Raw genomic sequence first — 15211 nt, 5'->3', positions numbered from 1 at the left:
GGAGGCCGCGTCGCCACCGGGGGCGACCACTCCAAAACTTGACGCATGTTCATCTTCAATCGCGGGGATACCGGCGGTAACGTCCAGCCCACCCCCCGTCGTGAGGAGCTGCCATGCCCCGGCGCACCAGACATCACGCGTTGTTCGACAAACTGAGAACTCCCCGCAAGCTCCACGGGTTCCTGAAAGCGGCATCCGTATGCGTCCTCGTGGCGGGCCTGCTCTCCCCGCTGGCCCAGGCGACTCCGGCCGCGGCTGCCACCGCCTCCAACGACTACTGCGGCGGCCAGTGTTCGGACATCCTGCCGCCCGGTGAGAACGGCAACGCCACCCTCGCCCAGATCCTGCTCAACCAGGTCTTCGGCACCCAGCCCGACCACGCCGAGGACCAGCTCGGCCCCTACGCCAACCTGGCCACGGGTTACTCCGGCATCACCGACGCGAAGATCAACACGTTCTTCAACGACTCGTCGTTCGGGGTGGCTTCCGATCAAGTCGCCTCCACGGAGAGTCCGGCGGGTCGCGCCGACGTGACGATCGTCCGAGACAAGAAGACGGGGGTACCGCACATCACCGGTACCACCAGATACGGCACCGAGTTCGGGGCGGGTTATGCAGCGGCTGAGGACCGGCTGTGGCTGATGGACGTGTTCCGGCACGTCGGGCGCGGCCAGCTGACCACCTTCGCCGGCGGCGCCCCCTCCAACCAGGGCCTTGAGCAGGAGTTCTACCGCGACGCCCCGTACACGGAGGCCGACCTCCAGGCGCAGATCGACAACGCCGTCGCCCAAAACGGCACCCGCGGCCAGCAGGCCCTCGCGGACGCAAACGCCTATCTCGCCGGAATCAACGCCTACATAGACGGCTCCGACAGCGGCCGTTACTTCCCCGGCGAGTACGTCCTGACCGGACACAAGGACTCGATCACCAACGCCGGCACCATCGACCACTTCAAGATCACCGACCTGGTGGCGCTGGCCTCCGTCATCGGCGCGCTGTTCGGCTCCGGCGGCGGTGGTGAGGTCAACAACGCCATGTCGCTGCTCGCCGCCCAGGAGCAGTACGGCGTCGAGCAGGGCACCAAGGTCTGGGAGTCGTTCCGTGAGCGCAACGACCCCGAGGCCGCGCTCACCGTCCACAACGGCGAGAGCTTCCCGTACGGCACCAAGCCGTCCGACCCGCAGGGCGGGGCACTGCCGGACGCCGGTTCGGTGGCGACCGAGCCACTGGTCTACGACGCCACGGGCACCGGCGCCGACCAGAGCGCCGGCGCGGCCTCCGCGACGGCCACCGCGAACGCCCTGAGCTCCGCCAGGCGCGGGATGTCCAACGCCCTGGTCGTCAGCGGCAAGTACACCGCGAGCGGCCACCCCGTCGCCGTCTTCGGACCGCAGACCGGCTACTTCGCCCCGCAACTGCTCATGCTCCAGGAGATCCAGGGCCCGGGCATCAGCGCCCGCGGCGCCTCCTTCGCGGGCCTGAGCATGTACGTCGAACTCGGCCGGGGACAGGACTACGCGTGGTCCGCCACGACCTCCGGCCAGGACATCATCGACACCTACGCCGTCGAACTCTGCCAGGACGACTTCCACTACCTCTACCACGGCACCTGCACGGCCATGGACAAGATCGAGCAGAAGAACTCCTGGAAGCCGACGACCGCCGACGGCACGGCCGCCGGCTCGTACACCATGCGCGTGTGGAAGACGAAGTACGGACCCGTCGAATACCGCGCGACCGTCGGCGGGAAGAAGGTCGCCTACACCACCCTGCGCTCCTCCTACATGCACGAGGCCGACTCGATCATCGGCTTCCAGATGCTCAACGACCCCGGCTATGTGAAGAGCCCGCAGACCTTCCAGAGCGCGGTGCAGCACATCAACTACACCTTCAACTGGTTCTACGCCGACTCCACGCACACCGCGTACTACAACAGCGGTGACAACCCGGTGCGCGCGAGCGGTGTCGACCCCGAGTTCCCGGTCTGGGGCCAGGCGGCCTACGAGTGGCAGAACTGGGTTCCGTCCACCAACACGGCCGACTACACGCCCGCCTCCCAGCACCCCCGGTCCGTCGACCAGGACTACTACATCTCCTGGAACAACAAGCAGGCGCTGAACTACACGACAGCGAGCTGGGGTGACGGGTCCGTCCACCGCGGCGACCTCCTTGAGGACCGGGTGAAGAAACTCGTCGCGGCCGGGGGCGTCACGCGCTCTTCGCTTGTCAAGGCCATGGCAGACGCGGCGCTCGCGGACCTGCGGGCCGAGGACGTGCTGCCGAATCTGCTGAAGGTGATCAACAGCAGTACGGTGACCGACTCCACGGCCGCCGCGGCCGTCAGCAAGCTGCAGACCTGGCTGAACGCGGGCGGCAAGCGCACGGAGACCTCGGCGGGTTCCAAGGCGTACGCCAACTCCGAGGCCATCCGGATCCTGGACGCCTGGTGGCCGCTGCTGGTGAAGGCCGAGTTCCAGCCCGGCCTCGGTGACGGCCTGTACACCGCGATCACCGCCAACCTGCCGGTCGACGAGGCCCCGTCGGCCGCCCACGGGCCCACCGGCTCGCACGCGGGAAGCTCCTTCCAGTACGGCTGGTGGAGCTATGTCGACAAGGACATGCGGTCCGTGCTCGGGCAGAGCGTGCCGGGGCCGCTGGCCGAGCGGTACTGCGGCGGCGGCAGCCTAAGCGCCTGCCGGGACATCCTGATCAGCACGCTGAAGACGGCGGCCGGCACGAGTGCGTCCACGGTCTATCCCGCGGACTCCCTGTGCTCGGCGGGCGACCAGTGGTGCGCCGACTCGATCGTCCAGCGCACCCTGGGTGGCATCAAGCACTACAACATCAGCTGGCAGAACCGGCCGACCTTCCAGCAGGTCGTGGAGTTCACCTCGCACCGCTGAGCCGTTACGCCCATGGCGGCGGGGTCAGGCGATCCGCCCCGCCGCCAGCACCACCCTCGCCAGTTCGGGGTGCACGATGTCGCTGTGTGCCCCGGACGGCGGGCCGCCCTTGCGTACCACCGCCGCCGCGTCGACGTTCACGCAACCCGACGCGGCGAGCGGACCGCGCAGGGCCGCCGCCAGGTCCAGCGACCGGGTTCCCGGCACCGCCTGGACACCGTCGTGCCCCATCGCCCCCCACCTGGCACCCAGCGTCCCGCCCACGTCCACGCCCAGGACCGACTCGTCGTCGTCCGCCATCCGCGAGGCCAGCGGATACAGCGTGCCCAGCGACCCGTCGAAGCGGGAGTAACAGCACACCAGCGGACCGTCGATCCGGTTCTGCTGGCCCTGCAGCACCCCGCCCGCACGCGGGTCGTGAGGCAGCCGGGTGGCGAACGCGTAGTGGGAGAAGGCCCCTTGCAGCAGCGTCACGGACTTCACCGTACGCACCCCGTCCGGCAGCCCGCGCAGCGCGAACGACACCAGCCGGCCGCCGAAGCTGTGCCCGACCAGATGCACCCGCACCTCCGGGGCGGCCCCCGCCAACTGCCCCACGACCCGCCCGAGTCCGCGCTCCCCGACGGTGCCCGCCCGCCGCTTCATCGCGTAGTACGTCGCCTGCCGCAGCAACTCCTTCGCGCCGTCCCACGGGTCGGGCAGCGCGAACTCGGCCACGCCGGCGCCCTGCTGGAGGGAGGCCAGCGCCTGCGCGAACTCCTCGCACAGGGCCGCCGTGTCCCCGGTGAACAGCACCGGCTCGCTCTGCGGGGCACCCTCACGAAGCGTGTCCGCCGCGAACAGGGGCTGGGGCCCGCCCGGCAGGACCTCGACGAGCAGCCGTACCAGCCGCCCGAACTCCGTGAGTTCGTTCACCGGGCGCTGGTCCAGCATCCGGGCGATCTGGTCGACCACGGTGGCCCGCCCGGGGAACGTCTCAAGCAGTGCGTGCCGTGTGTCCTTGTCGAGGACGGGGGCCGGTCTTTCCTCCGCCTCCGTGGCCACCACGGACTTCGGGAAGTCGGGGATCGGCTCGTCGCAGAACCGCATCGACGGCCACACCACCCCGACGTACCCGATCCTCGCCTTCGGCAGGAGCTTCGGGATCGGTGCGAGGAACCGCCGGTACAGGGCGGTCGCCCCTGAACGGTCGTTGTTCCAGCCGTGCGCGAAGACGATCAGGTCATGGACGCCATGACCCGTGAGCTCGCCCAGCAGCCGGTCGCGTTCGCCATCGTCCGGGTCCCCGTCCGCGTCGAAGGTCAGCTCCCAGTAGGGAGCCACGCTCATCCCACGATCCGCCATGCCGGGCTCCTCGTCCCCCGAACCGGTCCGATGTGCGCGCATCGTCCCGCCGCCGCGCAGGGTTGGCCATAGAACGCGCCTCACCTGTAGAGCAGAAATTCCTTTCGGATGCGGCGGAACGCGGCGAGTTCGTCCTGCCACGCGCCGACGATCTCGTCCGTGCCCGCGCCCGCGTCGGTCATCGTGCGCACGGTCGTCGATCCGGTGAGCTTGTCGATCCAGTTGTCCGACCGCCAGGCGAAGCCGCTCCACACCTTCTTGGCGGTGACCAGGAGTGCGATCCCGGTGCGTACGGGGTCGAACGCGGCCCGGTCGTGCACATGGATCTGCACCCCGCCGACGGTCCTGCCCTGGAACTTGGAGAAGGTGGGCGCGAAATAGGCCTCCCTGAACCGCACGCCCGGCAGGCCGAGTCCGTTGACGGCGGCCGCCCACCGCGCGTCGACTCCCTCCGCGCCCAGCAGTTCGAACGGGCGGGTCGTGCCCCGTCCCTCGGACAGGTTCGTGCCCTCGAAGAGACAGGTTCCCGCGTACACGAGGGCGGTGTCCGGGGTGGGCATGTTGGGGCTCGGCGGCACCCAGGGCAGTCCGTAGGCGTCGTAGAAGCGGGAGCGCTGCCAGCCCGTCATGGTGACGACGTCCAGAGCGACCGGTGTGCTCAGGAACTCCGCGTTGAACAGCCCGGCGAGCTCGGCGACGGTCATCCCGTGCGCCTGCGCGATCGGCTGCCGGCCGACGAAACTGGCGAACTCCTTGTGCAGGACCGGCCCCTGGGCCGTGCGGCCGGTCACCGGGTTGGGGCGGTCGAGCACGACGAAGCGCCTGCCGGCGAGCCGGGCGGCCTCCATGCAGTCGTACAGCGTCCAGATGTACGTGTAGAAACGGGCGCCGACGTCCTGGATGTCGAAGACGACCGTGTCGACGCCGGAGGCGGTGAAGATGTCGGCGAGGGGCCGGCCGCTCTTGAGGTAGGTGTCGTAGACGGGGAGGCCGGTCGCCGGGTCGTCGTAGCGGCCCTCGGAGCCGCCGGCCTGGGCGGTGCCGCGGAAGCCGTGCTCGGGGCCGAAGACCGCCGTGAGTTCGACCCGCGGGTCGGCGTGCATGACGTCGACGATGTGGCGGACGTCGGTGGTGATGCCGGTGGGGTTGGTGACGATGCCGACTTTTTGGCCGTCGAGGAGGGTGTAGCCGGTGGCGGAGAGACGGTCGAAACCGGTGCGGAGGTGATCCTGGGTGTCGGGTGCGGTTGCCGTGGGCGTGAGGGGCACGGCCGCCGCCGTGGCCGCGGCGAGCAGACTTCGTCTGGAAGGGCGCATGGGGTGACCTCCACGTCGGTTGCTACCGCACGCAGTGTGCTACGCGCTGGCCGTATGCGGCTGGTCGCGCAGCTCCCCGGCGCGATTCCGTCACCCTTCCCTCGCACATACCGACCGGTTAGTGTGTCGATCCTGAGCCGAGTTTTGTCGCGTCGTGTCGAAGGAGACCGATGGTGGGAGCCGTGCAGGATGCGGGAGTCGTCGTCACCGGAGCGGGGGGTGGCATCGGGGCGGCCCTTGCCCGGCGGTTCGCCGCCGAGGGTGCCCGGGTCGTGGTGAACGACCTGGACGGCGCCAAGGCCGCCGCCGTGGCCGAGGAGATCGGCGGGATCGCCGTCCCGGGTGACGCGTCCGGCATCGTCGGCGCCGCCCGGGACGCGCTCGGCGGGAGCGTGGACGTCTACTGCGCCAACGCCGGGCTCGCCTCCGGGGGGTCCGAGGCGGCCGAGGCGGGGGTCTGGGCCGCCGCCTGGGACGTCAACGTCATGGCCCATGTGCGGGCCGCGCAGGAGCTGCTGCCCGACTGGCTGGAGCGGGGCAGCGGCCGGTTCGTGTCCACCGTGTCCGCCGCCGGGCTGCTCACCATGATCGGGGCCGCGCCGTACAGCGTGACCAAGCACGCCGCGTACGCCTTCGCCGAGTGGCTGTCGCTGACGTACCGGCACCGTGGGCTCCAGGTGCACGCGATCTGCCCGCAGGGGGTCCGTACCGACATGCTCGCCGCCACCGGCAGCGCGGGCGACCTGGTGCTCCAGCCGACCGCGATCGAGCCGGAGGCCGTCGCGGACGCGCTGTTCAAGGGGATGGCGGAGGAGCGGTTCCTGATCCTGCCGCACCCCGAGGTGGCCGAGTTCTACCAGGCGCGGGCCGCCGGTCCGGACCGCTGGCTCGCCGGCATGAACCACATCCAGCAGAAGTGGGAGGCCACCCTGTGACCCGGTCGGAGACGGAATCCATCTATGCGGGCCGGCCCTGGCTGGCGTTGCTCAACGAAGCCCAGCGCGGCCCGGTCGATCCCCCCGACTCGATGGTGCAGGCCCTGCGGGCCGCCGTCGCCGAGGCGCCCGAACGCGCCTTCCTCGCCTACTTCGACGCCCGTCTCAGCTTTCGCGAGGTCGACGAGCTGACCGACTCCATCGCCGCGTATCTCGCCGAGCGCGGTCTGGAGCGCGGGGACCGGGTCGCCGTGATCCTGCAGAACTCACCGCACTTCGTGCTCGCCCTGCTCGGTGCCTGGAAGGCGGGCGCGACCGTCGTACCGGTCAACCCGATGTACAAGTCGGGGGAGGTCTCCCACGTCCTGCGGGACGGAGAGGTGGCCGCGCTGGTCTGCTCGCAGCGGGCCTGGGAGTCGTATCTGCGCGACACGGCCGCCGACTCGACGGTGCGGACCGTGCTCACCACGAGCGAGCTGGACTTCCAGACGCGTGACGACGCGCGCGTGCTGGCCTTCGAGCGGCTGCCGCAGGCCGCCGACACCGAGGACCTGGTGGCCGTCGCGCGCCGGGGCGGCAAGGCCCCCGAGGGGCGGGACCCGGTACCGTCCGACATCGCGCTGATCAGCTACACCTCCGGAACGAGCGGCACCCCCAAGGGCGCCACCAACCTGCACGGCAACATCATGTACAACGCCGAGCGGCAGAAGACCGGCCTCGCGCTGCCCGAGGGGCCGGTCTACTACGCCCTCGCGCCCCTCTTCCACATCACCGGCATGGTCTGCCAGCTCGGCGCCTGCCTGACCAGCGCGGGCACGCTGGTGCTGACGTACCGCTTCGAGCCGGGCCTGGTCCTCGAGGCGTTCACCGAGCACCGGCCGCACTACACGGTCGGCCCCTCCACCGCCTTCATGGCGCTTGCCGCCCACCAGGACGTCACCCCGGAGCACTTCGCCTCCTTCGTGAACATCTCCTCCGGCGGCGCGCCCCTGCCGCCCGCGCTGGTGGAGAAGTTCCGGGCGGGCTACGGGCCGTACATCAGGAACGGCTACGGGCTCACCGAATGCACCGCGCCCTGCGCCTCCGTGCCGCCGCGCCTTGAGGCACCCGTGGACCCAGCCTCCGGGACCCTCGCCGTCGGGGTGCCCGGCCCCGACACGGTCGTCCGGATCGTCGACGACGAGGGCAACGAACTGCCCTTCGGCGAGCAGGGCGAGATCGTCGTACGCGGGCCGCAGGTCGTGCCCGGGTACTGGCGGAGGCCCGAGGCGACCGCCGAGACCTTTCCGGACGGCGAGTTGCGCACCGGCGACATCGGCTTCATGGATCCGCAGGGCTGGCTGTACGTCGTCGACCGCAAGAAGGACATGATCAACGCGTCCGGCTTCAAAGTCTGGCCGCGCGAGGTCGAGGACGTGCTGTACACGCATCCGGCGGTGCGTGAGGCGGCCGTCGTCGGGGTGCCTGACGGATACCGCGGGGAGACCGTCAAGGCCTACATCAGTCTTCGCCCCGGTGCTGCAACCGATCCCGGCGATCTGGCCCTCTATTGCAAGGAGAGGCTGGCCGCTTACAAGTATCCGCGGCTCGTGGAGATCCTGCCCGACCTGCCGAAGACGGCAAGTGGGAAGATCCTCCGGCGGGAACTTCGTTCCCGGCCGCAACAGGGTTAGCAGACATACGAGAGAGGCAGGTGGCGGCAGTGCCCAGGACGACGGACGGCGACGGAGCTCCTGTTCCGCAGCGGCTCCTGGCCGCCGCCACCCGGCTCTTCGCCGAGCAGGGCTACGACCGCACGTCCGTGCAGGAGATCGTGGAGGCGGCCGGCGTCACCAAGGGGGCGCTGTACCACTACTTCGGCTCCAAGGACGATCTCCTGCACGAGGTGTACGCGCGCGTGCTGCGCGTACAGCAGGAGCGGCTCGACGCCTTCGCGAACGCGGACGAGCCGATCGAGAAGCGGCTGCGGGGCGCGGCCGCCGACGTCGTGGTGACGACGATCGAGAACCTCGACGACGCGATGATCTTCTTCCGGTCCATGCACCATCTGAGCCCGGAGAAGAACAAGCAGGTGCGCGCCGAGCGCCGGCGCTACCACGAACGCTTCCGCGCGCTGATCGAGGAGGGCCAGCGCGAGGGCGTCTTCTCCACGGCGACCCCGGCCGACCTGGTCGTGGACTACCACTTCGGCTCGGTACACCACCTGTCGACCTGGTACCGGCCGGACGGCCCCATGACCCCTCAGGAGGTCGCCGACCAGCTGGCCGACCTGCTGCTGCGGGCACTGCGTCCCTGACGCAGCGGGCTTACGGGAGCGCTCCCCAGCCGGTGGGCGAACGGGGCCTGACCGAGTACGGTCCGGCCCCGTTCGCCGCGTCAACTACAGGTACTTCTTCAGCTCCCGGCGTGCCAGCGACCGCTGGTGCACCTCGTCCGGGCCGTCGGCGATCATCAACGTGCGGGCTCCGGCGTACAGTTCGGCCAGCGGGAAGTCCTGGCTGACACCGCCCGCGCCGTGCAGCTGGATCGCGCGGTCGATGATGTCGACGACCGCCCGCGGGGTGGCGATCTTGATGGACTGGATCTCCGTGTGGGCGCCCCGGTTGCCGGCCGTGTCCATCAGCCAGGCGGTCTTCAGGACCAGCAGCCGCAGCTGTTCGACGGTCACCCGCGCGTCCGCGATCCAGTTGTGGACCACGCCCTGCTGGGCCAGCGCCTTGCCGAAGGCCGTCCGGGAGACGGCCCGCCTGCACATCAGCTCGATCGCCCGCTCGGCCATGCCGATCAGCCGCATGCAGTGGTGGATACGGCCGGGGCCGAGCCGGGCCTGGGCGATGGCGAAGCCGCCGCCCTCCTCACCGATCAGGTTCGACACCGGCACGCGCGCCTGGTCGAAGATCACCTCGGCGTGGCCGCCGTGGTAGTGGTCCTCGTACCCGAACACCCGCATCGCGCGCTTAACGGTGACGCCCGGGGTGTCGCGCGGGACCAGGACCATGGACTGCTGGCGCCGGATGTCGGCGCCGTCCGGGTCGGTCTTGCCCATCACGATGAAGATCTTGCAGTCCGGGTTCATCGCCCCGGAGATGTACCACTTGCGGCCCGTGATGACGTAGTCGTCGCCGTCGCGCTCGATGTGCGTGGTGATGTTGGTGGCGTCGGAAGAGGCCACCTCCGGCTCGGTCATGGCGAACGCGGAACGGATCTCACCGGCCAGCAGCGGCTCCAGCCACTGCTTCCGCTGCGCCTCGTCGGCGAACTGGGCCAGCACCTCCATGTTGCCGGTGTCCGGGGCCGCGCAGTTCAACGCGGTGGGCGCCAACTGCGGGGAACGGCCGGTGATCTCGGCGAGGGGCGCGTACTGGAGGTTGGTGAGACCGGCGCCGTACTCGGCGTCCGGCAGGAAGAGGTTCCACAGACCCTGCCTGCGCGCCTCCGCCTTCAGTTCCTCGACCACGGCCGGGGTGTCCCACGGCGAGGCGAGCGCGGCGCGCTGCTCCTCGGCGACCGCCTCGGCCGGGTAGACGTGCTCGTCCATGAAGGCCAGGAGCTTGGCGCGCAGCTCCTCGGTGCGTGCGTCGAACGCGAAGTCCATGGCCGGTCAGCCTTCCTGAAGAGTGGTCAGTCCGTGCTCGATGAAGACGGGGACGAGTTCGCCGATGCGGTCGAAGCCCTGCCCGAGCGTCTGGCCCTGCGTGTACCGGTAGTGGATGCCCTCCAGGATCACGGCGAGCTTGAACCAGGCGAACGCGGTGTACCAGGAGATGTGCGAGACGTCCCGCCCCGAGCGGGCCGCGTAGCGCTCGACCAGCTCCCGCGGATCCGGGTGGCCGGGCGCCTCGGCGGTCGTCGACACCGGTGAGTCGGGCGCACCCAGCGGCTGGCTGTACATCACCAGCAGGCCCAGGTCGGTCAGCGGGTCGCCGAGTGTGGACATCTCCCAGTCGAGGATCGCCCTGATCGTGTCGTCGTCGCCGATCAGGACGTTGTCGAGGCGGTAGTCGCCGTGGATAACGGTGGGCGCGGGGGAGCCGGGCAGTCGGCGGCCAAGCGTGGCGTGCAGCTCGTCGATGCCGGCCAGCTCACGGTTGCGGGAGGCGTCCAGCTGCTTGCCCCAGCGGCGGAGCTGCCGGTCCAGGAAGCCCTCCGGGCGGCCGAAGTCGGCGAGACCGACCGCTTCCGGGTCCACGGCGTGCAGTTCGACGAGCGTGTCGACGAGGGACAGCACGGCGTCCCGGGTGCGCTCGGGGCCGAGCGGGACGAGCTGTTCGGAGGTGCGGTACGGAGTGCCCTCGACGAACTCCATGACATAGAACGGCGCGCCGAGGACCTCCTCGTCCTCGCACAGCAGCACCGGCCGCGGCACCGGCACCTCGGTCGGGTACAGCGCGCTGATCACCCGGTGCTCGCGCTTCATGTCGTGCGCGGTGGCCAGGACGTGGCCCAGCGGCGGCCTTCGTACAACCCACTGCGAGGTGCCGTCGGAGACCGCGTAGGTGAGGTTCGACCGTCCGCCCTCGATCAGCCTTCCGGTCAGTGGACCGGTCACCAGACCGGGGCGCTCGCGGTCGAGCAGCCCGCGCAGCCGGTCGAGATCCAGTCCGGGCGGGTGGTCGGGGCTCATGCATCGCTCCTACGAACGAGTGAACAGGACCCGACTTATGATGCCGACCAGTCGGTATGCCGTCCAGCAGGTGAGCCAAACGTGACCGGGACCACCCCGGGATCCGGCCGGTGGGCGACGGCTCCCCGCGCGCGCAGAGCGGGGAGCCGCCGTCCGGCTCGGGACCGTCTCAGTGATCGTCCCAGTGACCGTTGTGCTCGGCGTGCCGGTGGCCGTCGTGCAGATAGTCGATGTGGTCGCCGTGCAGCACGCCGGTGTGGCCGCAGCCGTCGCCGTGCCGGTGGTCGTGGTCCTCGTGGGTCACATGCCCGTCGGGCTCGCACTCGTCCCAGTGGCCGCTGTGCTCGCGGTGCAGATGCCCGTTGTGCGCGTAGTCGACATGGTCACCGTGCGGCACCTGGTCGTGCCCGCAGCCCTGTCCATGGCTGTGGCCGTGCGCGGTGTGTTCCTGATGAAGCGTGGTCATGGTCTTTCGCCTTCAGCCGTACGGGGTTCAGGGGTGTGGCGTGACGCCGACGGAAAGGCTGCCACGCGAACGGCACATATGCGGGCATCCCGGTTGCGTGGCGTCCGAGTACCCCGGAGGGTCATTCGCATGAAGGGCATCAGCTACAGACGGTACGGCGGACCCGAGGTGCTGGAGTACGGCGAGGTCAGGGATCCGAAGGTCGGCCCCGACACGGTGCTGGTGAAGGTCCGGGCGGCGGCCGTCAACCCGGTCGACTGGAAGTGCCGCGAGGGCCGTCTGAACGCTGTCCTGGACGCCGTCTTCCCGGTGATCCCCGGCTGGGACGTCTCCGGGATCGTCGTCCAGCCGGGCATCGCCGTGCCCGAGTTCGCGGTCGGCGACGAGGTGATCGGCTATGTGCGCGAGGACTTCCTCTCCCGGGGCACCTTCGCCGAGTACGTCGCCGCCCCGGTGCGCACCCTCGCCCACAAGCCGCGCAACCTCTCCTTCGAGGAGGCCGCCGGGCTGCCGCTGGCCGGCCTCACCGCCTACCAGGTGCTGATCCACGCCCTGGAGGTCAAGCGCGGCGAGACGGTCCTGGTGCACGCCGCCGCCGGCGGGGTCGGCTCCCTCGCCGTCCAGATCGCGGCGCACCTCGGCGCCCGGGTCATCGGTACCGCGAGCGAACGCAACCACGACTTCGTACGGGGCCTCGGCGGCGAGCCGGTGACCTATGGCCGGGGCCTGGCCGAACGCGTGCGGGGGCTGGCCCCGGAGGGCGTGGCCGCGGTCTTCGACACCGTCGGCGGCGAGGCCCTGACCAGCTCGGCGAACCTGCTCGCCCCCGAGGGCCGGATGGCTTCCATCGCCGACCCGGACGTCGTCGACTTCGGCGGCCGCTACTGCTTCGTCCGCCCCGACGCCGAGGACCTGAAACGGCTTGCCGCGCTCGCCGAACAGGGGGCGGTGACCGTGCACGTCACCGAGACGTTCCCGCTCGAGCAGACGGCCGACGCGCACCGGCGCAGCCAGGAGGGGCACACCCGGGGCAAGCTGGTGGTCACCGTGGGCTGAACGGAGGGCTGGGCCTTCGGTAGGGACAGTGCGTTCCGTAACGACCGGGGCTATGGCCGGGACCGGCGGTGGTGGCGGTGGCCTACACGACCAGCGCGGCGGCGCAGAGGGCGAGGGCGACCGTGCACAGCACCGCCGCGGTCGCCTGCCGCGGGAGCAGCGCCGAAGGACGGTCGGTGGCCGCGAGGGCGCGGATACGGCGGTTGGCGACCAGGAGGAAGCCCAGCCACAGCGTGCAGCAGGCCGCGCAGGCGACCACTCCGCCGGCCGAGGCGCTGCCGTGCAGGGCGGTCTTCGCCGCGAGTATGGCGGCGACGGTCGCCGAGAGTGTCGTACGACGCCAGGCCAGCCGGGTCCGCTCCGGCTGGAGCCCCGGGTCACGCGTCGGCGCCGTCATCCTTCCCACCCGACGAGCACCACGATGACCATCGCTACGGCGACCACGGCGATGACCACGCTGAGCAGCGCCGGGAACCGGGACACCGGCAGATCCTCACCGCGCCGCATCGCCCGCTCGCAGCGGATCCAGTGGTTCACGGCCCGCAGCGAGCACAGCACGCCGGCCGCGAGGAGCGCGAGCGCGAGACCGACACGCCAGCCCCAGCGGAGGTCGGGCAGGAACTGGTCCACGGCGAAACCGCCGCCGATCAGGGCGAGGGCAGTGCGCAGCCAGGCCAGGAAGGTCCGCTCGTTGGCGAGGGAGAAACGGTAGTCGGGGGTCGTTCCCTCTTGGCGCACCTCTTCGGGGGCGAACCACAAACGGACGTTCCGCGCGAATTCGATCACGTGCAGGAAGACTACCGGGGGGTGCGGCCGTGGTCGGTCGGCTGCGGATGGGTGGGGCTGGTCGCACAGTTCCACACGCAGTTCCCCGCGCCCCGACGCCCCCCCGCCTCAGCCCCGCCACTCCCGCAGCCGCTCCCACGCCGCCAAGCCGTCCGGCACCCACTTCCACTCGGCGAGCCGCTCCGCCAGTTCCTCCTCCGTGAGGAAGGCGTGCCACGCCACTTCCTCCACCTGCGGCCGTACCGGCAAGTCGCAGCGGACCTCGTACACCGCCGACCACCAGCTGTGGCCGGCGCCGTCGTCGTACCGGAACTTGAAGAGGAACGTCGGCCTGGGCAGCCCGGACACGCCCAGTTCCTCCTCGGCCTCGCGCAGGGCCGCGTCGTCGTAGGACTCGCCCGTGCCCACCACGCCTCCGACGAACATGTCGTACAGGGACGGGAAGACCAGCTTGGTCGCCGTGCGGCGGTGGACGAAGACGCGGCCGGCGGCGTCGCGGGCCAGGATGAAGGCGCAGCGGTGACGCAGGCCCCGGGCGTACGCCTCACCCCGTGGGGCCTGTCCGATCACCCGGTCGTGCTCGTCGACGATGTCGAGGATTTCGTCAGCAGCGCTCATGCCGCCATCCAAGCAGGGCGGCGGGCGGGGGCGTCAGCGCGGCTGGAGGTCCCGCGAGGGCTCCTGCGGCGCCGTACCGCGCGGCATCGCGGGGTGCAGCCCGAGCAGCACGATGCCCGCCACGATCGCCGCGAGCCCGGCCGCCTCCCAGGCCAGTGCCCCGGTGTCGGTGCGCAGCCGGTCCCCGAGGAAGCCGACGCCGCAGAGGATCCCGGCGAGCGGCTGGGCCGCGGTGAGCGCGGGCAGCGACATGCGCAGCTCCGCGGTCTCGAAGGCGCTCTGGACGAGGATCAGCCCGGTGACCCCGAGCACCAGCACGCCGTACGGCTGCCAGCCGGTGAGTACCTCGGTGAGGCCGCCCTCGGAGAAGCGTGTGCCGGTGACCCGGGTCAGCGCATCCTGTACGCCGTACAGCAGGCCGGCGGCGAGGGCGAGCAGCGTCGGCCCGGCGCTGAGGCGGGACCGCTTGGCGTAGGTGGTGAGGAGCAGGGCGATGCCGACCATCACGCCGATGATCAGCCAGTGGCGCAGTGGGTTGGTGATGGCATGGCCGCCGCGTGGCTCGCCCGCCAGGATGAACGTGGTGACGCCGCCCGCGAGCAGGATGAGGCCCGCCCAGCCCTGGTGGCTCAGGGGATGCTTGGTCTGGTGCCGGGAGAGCGCGAGGGCGAAGAGGAGGTTGGTCGCCAGCAGTGGTTCGACGAGGGAGATCTCGCCCTTGCCGAGGGCGATCGCGCCGAGGATCATGCCGGCCACCATCAGGCCGATACCGCCGAGCCAGCGCGGCACCTTCATCAGGTCGAGCAGCAGCCGGGGCGAGAGGAAGTCGCTGAGCGGTGCCTTCTGGGCGACGTTCTGCTGGAGTACGAACCCGAAGCCCAGGCAACAGGCCGCGCTCACGGCCAGAGTCAGAACCAGAACGGACACGCTGCGTACCTCGATCATGCGGCCGGGCTACGGGGTGCGTAGTGGCCGACTGTAGCGTTCCCGGATGGGTGTTGCCCTGGGAGTACCCGGAACCGGGCAGTTGACTCGGTCACGTCGCCCGAGCCGATCACGGCGGGTGGATCAGGGCGGTGGCGGACCGTACGGCCATGGTCCGACGTCCGGGCGGCCCGCGCCATGGCGTACGCCACAGCCGGAACCCGGAGCCCCACGGCCAC

The 15211-nt window shown here is 70.6% G+C and carries 14 protein-coding genes; 5 read left to right on the top strand and 9 right to left on the bottom strand.

Features of this window, described 5'->3' with window-relative positions; all coding sequences use genetic code 11:
• Nucleotides 1–113: 113 nt before the first annotated feature.
• Nucleotides 114–2903: a penicillin acylase family protein gene (locus ABZ396_RS13540; protein WP_358915449.1), complete on the top strand. Its 2790-nt coding sequence runs from the start codon at nt 114–116 to the stop codon at nt 2901–2903.
• 24 nt (nt 2904–2927) lie between these two features.
• On the opposite strand, the gene ABZ396_RS13535 is transcribed toward ABZ396_RS13540, so the two are convergent.
• Both ABZ396_RS13535 and ABZ396_RS13530 read right to left on the bottom strand, forming a co-directional pair.
• Nucleotides 2928–4247: a serine-threonine protein kinase gene (locus ABZ396_RS13535; RefSeq protein ID WP_358915447.1), complete on the bottom strand. Its 1320-nt coding sequence runs from the start codon at nt 4245–4247 to the stop codon at nt 2928–2930.
• 80 nt (nt 4248–4327) lie between these two features.
• The gene (locus tag ABZ396_RS13530; RefSeq protein ID WP_358915445.1) at nt 4328–5563 is read right to left on the bottom strand and encodes a DUF1343 domain-containing protein; all 1236 of its coding nucleotides are present in this window, start codon (nt 5561–5563) and stop codon (nt 4328–4330) included.
• 170 nt (nt 5564–5733) lie between these two features.
• On the opposite strand from ABZ396_RS13530, the gene ABZ396_RS13525 reads away from it, so the two are divergent.
• Genes ABZ396_RS13525 through ABZ396_RS13515 form a run of 3 tightly spaced genes read left to right on the top strand, consistent with a single transcriptional unit; the run spans nt 5734 to nt 8794 of the window.
• The gene (locus ABZ396_RS13525) at nt 5734–6498 is read left to right on the top strand and encodes an SDR family NAD(P)-dependent oxidoreductase (RefSeq protein WP_358915443.1); all 765 of its coding nucleotides are present in this window, start codon (nt 5734–5736) and stop codon (nt 6496–6498) included.
• Nucleotides 6495–8171, top strand: coding sequence for an AMP-binding protein (locus tag ABZ396_RS13520; RefSeq protein WP_358915441.1), 1677 nt, complete (start codon nt 6495–6497; stop codon nt 8169–8171). The genes ABZ396_RS13525 and ABZ396_RS13520 overlap by 4 nt, the downstream gene beginning before the upstream one ends.
• A 29-nt stretch (nt 8172–8200) precedes the next feature.
• On the top strand, nt 8201–8794 hold the full coding sequence (locus ABZ396_RS13515; RefSeq protein WP_358915439.1) for a TetR/AcrR family transcriptional regulator: 594 nt from the start codon (nt 8201–8203) through the stop codon (nt 8792–8794).
• Between the two features lie 84 nt (nt 8795–8878).
• Here ABZ396_RS13515 and ABZ396_RS13510 read toward each other — a convergent pair whose 3' ends face one another.
• The 3 genes from ABZ396_RS13510 to ABZ396_RS13500 all read right to left on the bottom strand — a co-directional run bounded on the left by ABZ396_RS13510 (nt 8879) and on the right by ABZ396_RS13500 (nt 11588).
• Nucleotides 8879–10093 carry an acyl-CoA dehydrogenase family protein gene (locus ABZ396_RS13510; protein WP_358915437.1) on the bottom strand — a complete coding sequence of 405 codons (1215 nt, stop codon included), beginning with the start codon at nt 10091–10093 and terminating at the stop codon, nt 8879–8881.
• A 6-nt stretch (nt 10094–10099) separates the two neighbouring features.
• The gene (locus tag ABZ396_RS13505) at nt 10100–11122 is read right to left on the bottom strand and encodes a phosphotransferase family protein (protein ID WP_358915435.1); all 1023 of its coding nucleotides are present in this window, start codon (nt 11120–11122) and stop codon (nt 10100–10102) included.
• 169 nt (nt 11123–11291) lie between these two features.
• Complete coding sequence (locus ABZ396_RS13500) at nt 11292–11588, bottom strand: hypothetical protein (RefSeq protein WP_358915433.1); 297 nt, start codon at nt 11586–11588, stop codon at nt 11292–11294.
• Between the two features lie 129 nt (nt 11589–11717).
• Between ABZ396_RS13500 and ABZ396_RS13495 the strand changes: the two genes are divergently transcribed.
• Entirely contained in the window at nt 11718–12644 is a 927-nt protein-coding gene (locus tag ABZ396_RS13495; protein WP_358915431.1) for an NADP-dependent oxidoreductase, read from the top strand.
• A gap of 82 nt (nt 12645–12726) precedes the next feature.
• Here the strand turns inward: ABZ396_RS13495 and ABZ396_RS13490 are convergent, their stop codons facing one another.
• From ABZ396_RS13490 to ABZ396_RS13475, 4 genes are all read right to left on the bottom strand, one after another.
• On the bottom strand, nt 12727–13041 hold the full coding sequence (locus ABZ396_RS13490) for a DUF202 domain-containing protein (RefSeq protein ID WP_358915429.1): 315 nt from the start codon (nt 13039–13041) through the stop codon (nt 12727–12729).
• Nucleotides 13038–13430: a DUF202 domain-containing protein gene (locus ABZ396_RS13485; RefSeq protein WP_358915427.1), complete on the bottom strand. Its 393-nt coding sequence runs from the start codon at nt 13428–13430 to the stop codon at nt 13038–13040. Before ABZ396_RS13485 ends, ABZ396_RS13490 begins: the two co-directional genes overlap by 4 nt.
• Nucleotides 13431–13538: 108 nt before the next feature.
• Nucleotides 13539–14048, bottom strand: a complete 510-nt coding sequence (locus ABZ396_RS13480) for an NUDIX domain-containing protein (protein ID WP_358915425.1) — start codon at nt 14046–14048, stop codon at nt 13539–13541.
• A 33-nt stretch (nt 14049–14081) separates the two neighbouring features.
• Nucleotides 14082–14975, bottom strand: coding sequence for a DMT family transporter (locus ABZ396_RS13475; RefSeq protein WP_358915423.1), 894 nt, complete (start codon nt 14973–14975; stop codon nt 14082–14084).
• Nucleotides 14976–15211 lie beyond the last annotated feature (236 nt).

The organism is Streptomyces sp. NPDC005866 (genome assembly GCF_040629895.1).
In the GTDB taxonomy this organism is placed as follows: Bacteria; Actinomycetota; Actinomycetes; order Streptomycetales; family Streptomycetaceae; genus Streptomyces.
Note: the sequence above shows the minus strand (reverse complement) of the source record. Positions and strands in the feature narration are given on the sequence as shown.

Bases quoted from the DNA above. Each gene is read 5' to 3' on its own strand.
- ABZ396_RS13490 (WP_358915429.1), bottom strand. From the start codon at position 13,041: ATGACGGCGCCGACGCGTGACCCGGGGCTCCAGCCGGAGCGGACCCGG.
- ABZ396_RS13535 (WP_358915447.1), bottom strand. From the start codon at position 4,247: ATGGCGGATCGTGGGATGAGCGTGGCTCCCTACTGGGAGCTGACCTTC.
- ABZ396_RS13480 (WP_358915425.1), bottom strand. From the start codon at position 14,048: ATGAGCGCTGCTGACGAAATCCTCGACATCGTCGACGAGCACGACCGG.
- ABZ396_RS13500 (WP_358915433.1), bottom strand. From the start codon at position 11,588: ATGACCACGCTTCATCAGGAACACACCGCGCACGGCCACAGCCATGGA.
- ABZ396_RS13525 (WP_358915443.1), top strand. From the start codon at position 5,734: ATGGTGGGAGCCGTGCAGGATGCGGGAGTCGTCGTCACCGGAGCGGGG.
- ABZ396_RS13510 (WP_358915437.1), bottom strand. From the start codon at position 10,093: ATGGACTTCGCGTTCGACGCACGCACCGAGGAGCTGCGCGCCAAGCTC.
- ABZ396_RS13505 (WP_358915435.1), bottom strand. From the start codon at position 11,122: ATGAGCCCCGACCACCCGCCCGGACTGGATCTCGACCGGCTGCGCGGG.
- ABZ396_RS13530 (WP_358915445.1), bottom strand. From the start codon at position 5,563: ATGCGCCCTTCCAGACGAAGTCTGCTCGCCGCGGCCACGGCGGCGGCC.
- ABZ396_RS13495 (WP_358915431.1), top strand. From the start codon at position 11,718: ATGAAGGGCATCAGCTACAGACGGTACGGCGGACCCGAGGTGCTGGAG.
- ABZ396_RS13540 (WP_358915449.1), top strand. From the start codon at position 114: ATGCCCCGGCGCACCAGACATCACGCGTTGTTCGACAAACTGAGAACT.